The sequence below is a fragment of the Sphingomonas sp. Ant20 genome, from assembly GCF_000783375.1.
In the GTDB taxonomy this organism is placed as follows: domain Bacteria; phylum Pseudomonadota; class Alphaproteobacteria; order Sphingomonadales; family Sphingomonadaceae; genus Sphingomonas; species Sphingomonas aerolata.
In genome coordinates this window covers 70,350-76,848 of the sequence record NZ_JRVI01000034.1, presented here as the reverse complement: position 1 = coordinate 76,848, position 6,499 = coordinate 70,350, and the positions used below count along the sequence as shown (strand labels likewise).

7 protein-coding genes are annotated in these 6,499 nt (G+C 63.2%); 6 read left to right on the top strand and 1 reads right to left on the bottom strand.

Annotated elements, in window-relative coordinates; translation table 11 throughout:
- From NI18_RS06740 to NI18_RS24180, 3 genes are all read left to right on the top strand, one after another.
- Positions 1-178, top strand: a 178-nt coding sequence (locus tag NI18_RS06740; RefSeq protein WP_037528952.1) for an ATP-binding protein, incomplete at its 5' end; no start/stop codon positions are given.
- A 608-nt stretch (positions 179-786) separates the two neighbouring features.
- The gene (locus NI18_RS24185; RefSeq protein ID WP_128082115.1) at positions 787-2,313 is read left to right on the top strand and encodes a TonB-dependent receptor; all 1,527 of its coding nucleotides are present in this window, start codon (positions 787-789) and stop codon (positions 2,311-2,313) included.
- 14 nt (positions 2,314-2,327) lie between these two features.
- Positions 2,328-3,212: a TonB-dependent receptor gene (locus NI18_RS24180; protein WP_157840495.1), complete on the top strand. Its 885-nt coding sequence runs from the start codon at positions 2,328-2,330 to the stop codon at positions 3,210-3,212.
- A 356-nt stretch (positions 3,213-3,568) separates the two neighbouring features.
- On the opposite strand, the gene NI18_RS06725 is transcribed toward NI18_RS24180, so the two are convergent.
- Entirely contained in the window at positions 3,569-3,985 is a 417-nt protein-coding gene (locus tag NI18_RS06725; RefSeq protein WP_128082113.1) for a hypothetical protein, read from the bottom strand.
- 307 nt (positions 3,986-4,292) lie between these two features.
- Here NI18_RS06725 and NI18_RS22150 point away from each other — a divergent pair, with 307 nt between their 5' ends.
- The 3 genes from NI18_RS22150 (at position 4,293) to NI18_RS06710 (ending at position 6,118) form a co-directional block, all read left to right on the top strand.
- Positions 4,293-4,679, top strand: a complete 387-nt coding sequence (locus NI18_RS22150) for a hypothetical protein (protein ID WP_306286267.1) — start codon at positions 4,293-4,295, stop codon at positions 4,677-4,679.
- A gap of 187 nt (positions 4,680-4,866) precedes the next feature.
- Entirely contained in the window at positions 4,867-5,184 is a 318-nt protein-coding gene (locus tag NI18_RS06715; RefSeq protein ID WP_128082112.1) for a hypothetical protein, read from the top strand.
- A 52-nt stretch (positions 5,185-5,236) separates the two neighbouring features.
- Entirely contained in the window at positions 5,237-6,118 is an 882-nt protein-coding gene (locus NI18_RS06710; protein WP_052149039.1) for a 3'-5' exonuclease, read from the top strand.
- The last annotated feature ends 381 nt before the right edge of the window (positions 6,119-6,499 follow it).

The following is a 6,499-nucleotide window of genomic DNA, read 5'->3' as shown; positions in this document are numbered from 1 at the left end:
CGCCGAGCGGCTAACCGGCGCGCTGCTCGACCGGCTGACCCACCACGCCACCATCCTGACCATGAATGGCGACAGCTACCGCCTCAAGCAGTCCACCGGACGCCGGCGCCGCGGGGCGGAGCAAAACCAGGCCAGCGTCCTGTCCGACCCGGACACCGGTGAGATACTATCTTCCTGACACTCAGACCGAGGACGGCAACGATATGAAAAGGGCCCCGATCGGGGCCCTTTTCATATCGTCAGCGCACGCCTCAGGTGGCCTGCTTTTACTCCGCCCCGCTGGCCTGCTTTTGCTCCGCCGTTGACAGGCTTGTACATCCCGTCAGCTCCCGTCTGATAAACGTTCGGATGCGATCCGCTTCGCCGCTCGCGGATGATCGACCATGATCGATTGTCGCATCCGCAACCGCGGGAATCTGAGACTGGTCCCTTGCGGTCCTGCCGCCACACGATCCGACATCAGAACCTCACCATCCTCTTTGATTACTGTCGCATGTGGACGTGCTTCGAGCTCGGCCGGCTACCCCGTCGTCGTGCCTGCACGATCTGGTCGATACGGTCGCTCGTACGTTTCCGAAAGTCAATCACCGACGGTCACGAAGTCGTGAGGCGTGTCCTACATACGTGCTTGACTCACAATAACAAACGTCCGAACGTTTGTTACAGCTGAATAGAGCCCACAGCCGGTCAGCGAAAACGAAAGCCTCCTTGCACTCTGCGCCTGCGCACGGACACGCCAGGCGTCTCGAATTGCGTCGGAGGCTCGTCAGGGAGAGGAAAATCTGAATGCGGAACAGACACTTCGCGCGGTCGGCGTTCTTCGTGGCCAGTCTACTTGCCAGCGGCGCAGCCGTTCTGACGGCCGCGCAGGCCCAAACGGTACCCAGCGCCCAGCCGATCCAGCGAGCGGGGGAAAGTCCGACAGCGATCGCAGTCGACGCCCCTGAGGCTCCTGCAACGGCAGAGGCTGCCGGGGTCGGAGACATCATCGTGACCGCACAGCGACGCAGCCAGGCGATCAATTCGGTCGGTATGGCGATATCTGCGCTCGGATCGGATCAGCTGACCGCCAAGGGCATATCGGATGTCGCGGATCTTGCCCGAGTGGTGCCAGGCTTCAGCTTCTCCTCAAGCCAGAAGGGTGCGCCGATCTACACGCTGCGGGGCGTCGGCTTCTACGAGGAGTCCTTGGGGGCGTCGCCAGCCGTCAGCGTCTACGTGGACGAGGTGGGCTATGCCTTTCCGATAATGGCCAAGGCGGCGACCATGGATCTCGAGCGGGTAGAGGTTCTGAAGGGGCCGCAGGGCACCCTTTTCGGCCAGAACTCGACCGGCGGCGCGATCAACTACATCGCTGCCAAGCCGACGGACACCTTCCGTGCCGGTGTGAACGCCAGCGCTGCTCGCTTCGGCCGCTTCTCCACCGACGGCTTCGTCTCAGGCCCCCTGTCCGAAACGCTGGCCATGCGCATCTCGTACGCGGTCGATCAGGGAGGGGCATGGCAGAGAGCACAGACGTCCAGGCGCAGGAACGGCGATCTCGACGTGGTGAAGCTGCGCGTCCTGACCGAGTGGAAGCCAAGCTCACGGTTCTCCGCATCTCTCAATCTCAACGTGTGGCGCGACAAGTCCGACAGTCTTGCCGCGGCACTCCTCGCCGTCACGCCTCAGACCCCTGCGAGAGCCACTGCGCAGATCCTGTCGCAGAAACCCGTACCTCTGCGCCTCGGTCGCGTGGACTTCGGTCCCTACGGCGCGCTTAGAACAGATCAGAAGTTCTATCAGGCGGCGCTGCGTCTGGAGTACGAGGTATCCGATGGCCTGGCGTTCACTTCGGTGACGAACACGGCCCATTTCCGGCAGAATGACTTTCGGGACACTGATGGCAGTCCCATTTCGATCACAGAAGTCCGACAAGATGGATCAATTGACAGCTTCCAGCAGGAACTGCGCGCTAGCGGTGACGTCTTCGCGGATCGGCTGAACTACGTGGTCGGGGGATTCGTCTCGAATGATCGCACGGCGGAAGACAATACGTACATCCTCGGCGAGAGCACCAGCGGTCGTGCACCGATCGCGTCCGGCTTCGGCGCAATCTTCGCCACCTTCGTCCCGACCCGCCAGAAAACGCTGAACAGGGCTATCTTCGGCAATGCGGACCTGAAGCTCACCGATGCTCTTTCGATCCACGCCGGTGCGCGGCGCACGTGGTCGGACACGGACTTCAACGGGTGCATGCGTGATACGGATGGAACTTCGCAGGGTTCATCAACGTGGTCCTTCGCCGCATCAATCCGGCGGCACCCGTTGTGACCAGAGGCGATTGCGTGACCGTCTCGAGCGCCCGGAGAACGAGCGGGCTCGTGATCTCTAGCCTCGAGGAACGCAACACCTCCTGGCGCTTGGGCATCGACTTCAAACCGATCGCAAGGACGTTGATCTACGCCAACGTGAGCAAGGGGTACAAGTCGGGCAGCTTTCCCAACCTGAACGGCACGACCGACGCATCGTATCGGGCGGTGACCCAGGAATCGGTCCTGGCCTACGAGGCCGGCTTCAAGACGGACCTTGGCGTGCGCATCGTACAGTTGAACGGTGCTGTCTTCCTCTACGACTACAAGGACAAGCAGCTGAGGGCGCGGGTCGTCGATCCGCTCGGGGTCTTCGGTGCGGTCGAGGCGCTGGTCAACGTTCCCAAATCGCGTGTCAGGGGCGCCGAGCTCAGCGCGACCGTCCAGCCGCTCCCGGGTCTCGATCTGAACGGCGCCGTCACCTATGTCGATACCGAGGTCACGTCGGACTTCCAGAACTTCAACCCTTTTGGCGCCCCCGCCAACTTCAGGGGCGAGGCGTTTCCGTTCACCCCCAAGTGGATGCTGCAGGGCTCGATCGACTACGAGTGGAGCCTGACTTCGCGTCTCGACGCCTTCGCCGGCGTAAACGCCAGCCACCGTTCTTCGACTACGAGCGCCTTCGGACGGAACGCTCCCGCCTCGCCGTATCCATACTCGCTGCTCCTCGTCGACGCCTACACGCTGGTCGATGGCCAAATCGGCATCGCCGATCCGGCGGGTCGCTGGCGGGTTACGGCATTCGGCCGCAACCTACTGAACAGATACTACTACACCGATGCCTTCAGGCAGATCGACAACGTGGCGCGGCACGTCGGTGAGCCACGCACCTACGGAGTGCGGATCAACTACAACTTCTGACCAGGCGATGTCACCGCATCTAGAGACCGAGCCGGCGTAGCCGGTGGCCAGTCGCATTTCATCCGCGCCGGATCTCGAACATAGAGGGATCCGGCGCGGCCACGCCGATACGCCTCGATCTTCCGGACCGACGATGCCGGAACCACAAGGAGCGTCCTGAACTGCCGTGGAACACAGAAGGCCCCCGGGCGCGTCAGTTCGTTTCGGCACGTCCGGCAGGCTCCCCCGAGCGGGACAGAATCCGTCCCGATACATCGCCGCGAGATCCGCTGTTCGTATGTTCTGCAGGACCGTTTTCCGACGTTGCTCCCATCGGACGCGGCGAGCGTAGGCGATAGCTTGTCGGAGTCCGCCCCTCAGGCTGTCTTGTTCAAGAGCATGCCCCGTTGTCCCCAGTCGCTCGGCTTACCCACGTCCTGGAAGGTGTCTGCAAGAGAACCTGCCACCTCCAACATCAGATCGTCGGCCTTGAACTGCGTCAGGCTCTCCGTCGAGCCATCACTGTAGGATACGACGGTGATCCTGACGCTCTTGCCGTCCTCGATCCTTCGATCGACCTCCTGCCGCGGCCCATCCGACGAGGCCTCGCGCCTCGGCCATTCCGTGCCGCCTGCGGCATCCGTCCTCGCGGGAGCAGTGGCGGTCTGGAGTTTATCGGTCTCCTCGCCGGCGGGCTTCGGAATATTCGCCGTTTCCCGGGCCGCACTAGCGGCTGAAAGCAGGGCCTGCATGCGCACGGTAGCGCCGATGGTCGAGGTATTGCCAAGTGCCATGGTCATACCTGCTGTAACGACCGATCGATCGGCTTCTTCAGTGGAGACTTTTTCTGGTGCAATACCGCACGGACGAGCGCGTCTTGCATGATCGGCGGCACAGGTCGCACGGCCGTAGGGAATTCGATGCTACCCGCTACCGCACCGTGCCCGAAAGGTAAGGCCACGATCAGCCGCCATTTTGTAAAAATGACATTTCTAGAACTATTGAAATGTTTTCCGGCTGTTCCCATCTGTCTCCCAGGATGACCATGAGTACAGGTCTCCGGCTCAGGAAAGTAGACATACAGACAGGTAGGACAGCACCATGCTTGCAGGCTTCGAACAGTCTCAGACCTCCGACGTTCGTCAGATGCCCCACGTCTTCGACATGCCCGATCCGCTCGACCCCGATAGCGGCGAGGATCTCCCGCTCCTCGTGACCCGCAGGCGCCTGATCCGCCTGGCGCTCGTGGCGGCGGAGACCGGAGCGCGCTTCCAGCGCGAGGGGCTCGACCAGGACCCCGTCGCATGGATGCTGGCGCCGCGCGAACTCTTCGGTGGCCGTGACGGCATCGAAGCTGCGCTGGGGCTCGACGGTTGCCTGCGTGCGATCCTTCTTCACGGCCTGTCGATCGGGCTCGATGCCGATCCCGCTACCGTCGACGATCTGCTGGACGACGAGTCCGGCCAGCCCTCGCCGCTGATGGCCTGACGACGGAACCCGGCAGGAGGAGGATCTGATGAAGGCTAGGAAGACGACGGAAACGCGCCGTACAGCTCCCCGGGCGGCTCGGCCGCCCGGACGGGTGTACGTGAACGGCCGCCCCGTGCACCAGGAGCCGTCCACAGGCCACGGAACGCCGCGTGGCGTGCAACGGCGGCCAAAGCGGGGCCGCAGCATGCGCTCCAGTTCGCCGCCGGAACCCCGCCTGTTCACCGCGACGATTGCATTCGTGGACGAAAACATCATGATCCAGGCGTTCCACGCCTCGGTCGCGACCCATTCCGTCCAGGTGATCCAGCGGCTCCGGGACCGCTTCGGCGACGACGTCATCCCGGTGGCGGAGCTGCGGCTCGGCTTCCACCCTGCCGCGCCCATCGCCGTGTCGCTGGTCCCGGCCGCGATAGCCGACATGATCCGCCTCACCGAGCGCAATGTCGAACGCGCGTCCGCCGCGTCGTTCAAGGTCGACATCGAGCAGCGCATCGAGATCTGATCACGCCGCGGGATGCTCCGGCGTGCGACTCCCGACTTCAAGGAGAACAATCATGGCAGGCCATGACGAGGCCGGAGGCCTTCATGCGTCCGGTGGCGAGGACGTGCGCGTACAATACCGTCTCGATCTTTCGGAAGGCCCGACGGGCTTCGGCGATTCGTCGTCGACACTCGTTGGAATCGCCGTGGACGTGGAGACCACGGGCACAGTGGTCGACACGGGGGCGATCATCGAGCTGGCGATGCGTAGGTTCCGCTTCGACGCCGACGGCGTGATCACGCATATCGACCGTGGGTACTGCTGGCGTGAAGATCCGGGTGTCCCCATCCCGCCCGAGGTCGTCCGGCTCACGGGTCTGACGGACGAGGATGTGAGGGCCCGGCGTATCGACGACGAGGCGGCGCTCAGGCTGTTGCGCTCGGCGACCGTCATCGTCGCACACAACGCCGCCTTCGACCGTCCCTGGGTCGAACGCCGCCTGGAGGACGCGGGCGATTGCGACTGGGCCTGCTCGATGACCCAGATCGACTGGCGCGGAAACGGCTTCGACGGGCTTGCCCTTGGACATCTCCTCGGTCAGGCCGGATGGTTTCATCAGGCGCACAGCGGATCTGCGGACGTCGACGCCGTGATTCAGCTTCTGCGCCACACGTTCTCGGACGACACTACTGCCCTGTCCCGCCTTCTCGAACGCTCGGCGACCCCTTCCTGGCTCGTTCGCGCCGTCGGCGCATCCTTCGACGTCAAGGACCTCCTGCGTGAACGAGCCTACCGCTGGGATCCGGTACGACGTCTCTGGTGGAAGGAGATCTCCGACGTCGACAGGACCGGCGAAGAGTTCTGGCTTGCCGCGAACGTCTATGCATCCGGACGGAGCGCGAGGTCGATGGGGCCAGACTTTGAGGAGATGAACGCCGCACGGCGATTTCGCTGAACGACGGGCAACCTGTCGGTAACGATTCTCGAAGGAACCCGGTCTCAGGCGAGGATTGCGCCCATCAGCAAACTAGGCACCCTTGAAATCCGCTCGATCCGGTCTAGATTTCCGCTGTTCGACGATCACTACGATGGCCGCGACGTCTTTGGCGAACATGCGCATCGCTCAGTGTTCCGATGGGAACGCTGGACAAGGCTCGGGATGGCGCAACCCGCTCCCTACGCAGTCTCGACTGTGTGGCTGATCTAGCCAACTTGCGCCTGTGGAGACAGTACCATGGGCAAAAATGAAGGATGCTCGCACTGCCTGGACTCGGGTCGGGTCCAGGAGCCATGCGACGCTTGTGACGGAACCGGTTTCTCCGTCGAGGACGGCCGG

Coding starts and splice junctions, on each gene's coding strand:
- NI18_RS24185 (WP_128082115.1), top strand. CDS start 787: ATGCGGAACAGACACTTCGCGCGGTCGGCGTTCTTCGTGGCCAGTCTA.
- NI18_RS22150 (WP_306286267.1), top strand. CDS start 4,293: ATGCTTGCAGGCTTCGAACAGTCTCAGACCTCCGACGTTCGTCAGATG.
- NI18_RS06725 (WP_128082113.1), bottom strand. CDS start 3,985: ATGGCACTTGGCAATACCTCGACCATCGGCGCTACCGTGCGCATGCAG.
- NI18_RS06715 (WP_128082112.1), top strand. CDS start 4,867: ATGCGCTCCAGTTCGCCGCCGGAACCCCGCCTGTTCACCGCGACGATT.
- NI18_RS06710 (WP_052149039.1), top strand. CDS start 5,237: ATGGCAGGCCATGACGAGGCCGGAGGCCTTCATGCGTCCGGTGGCGAG.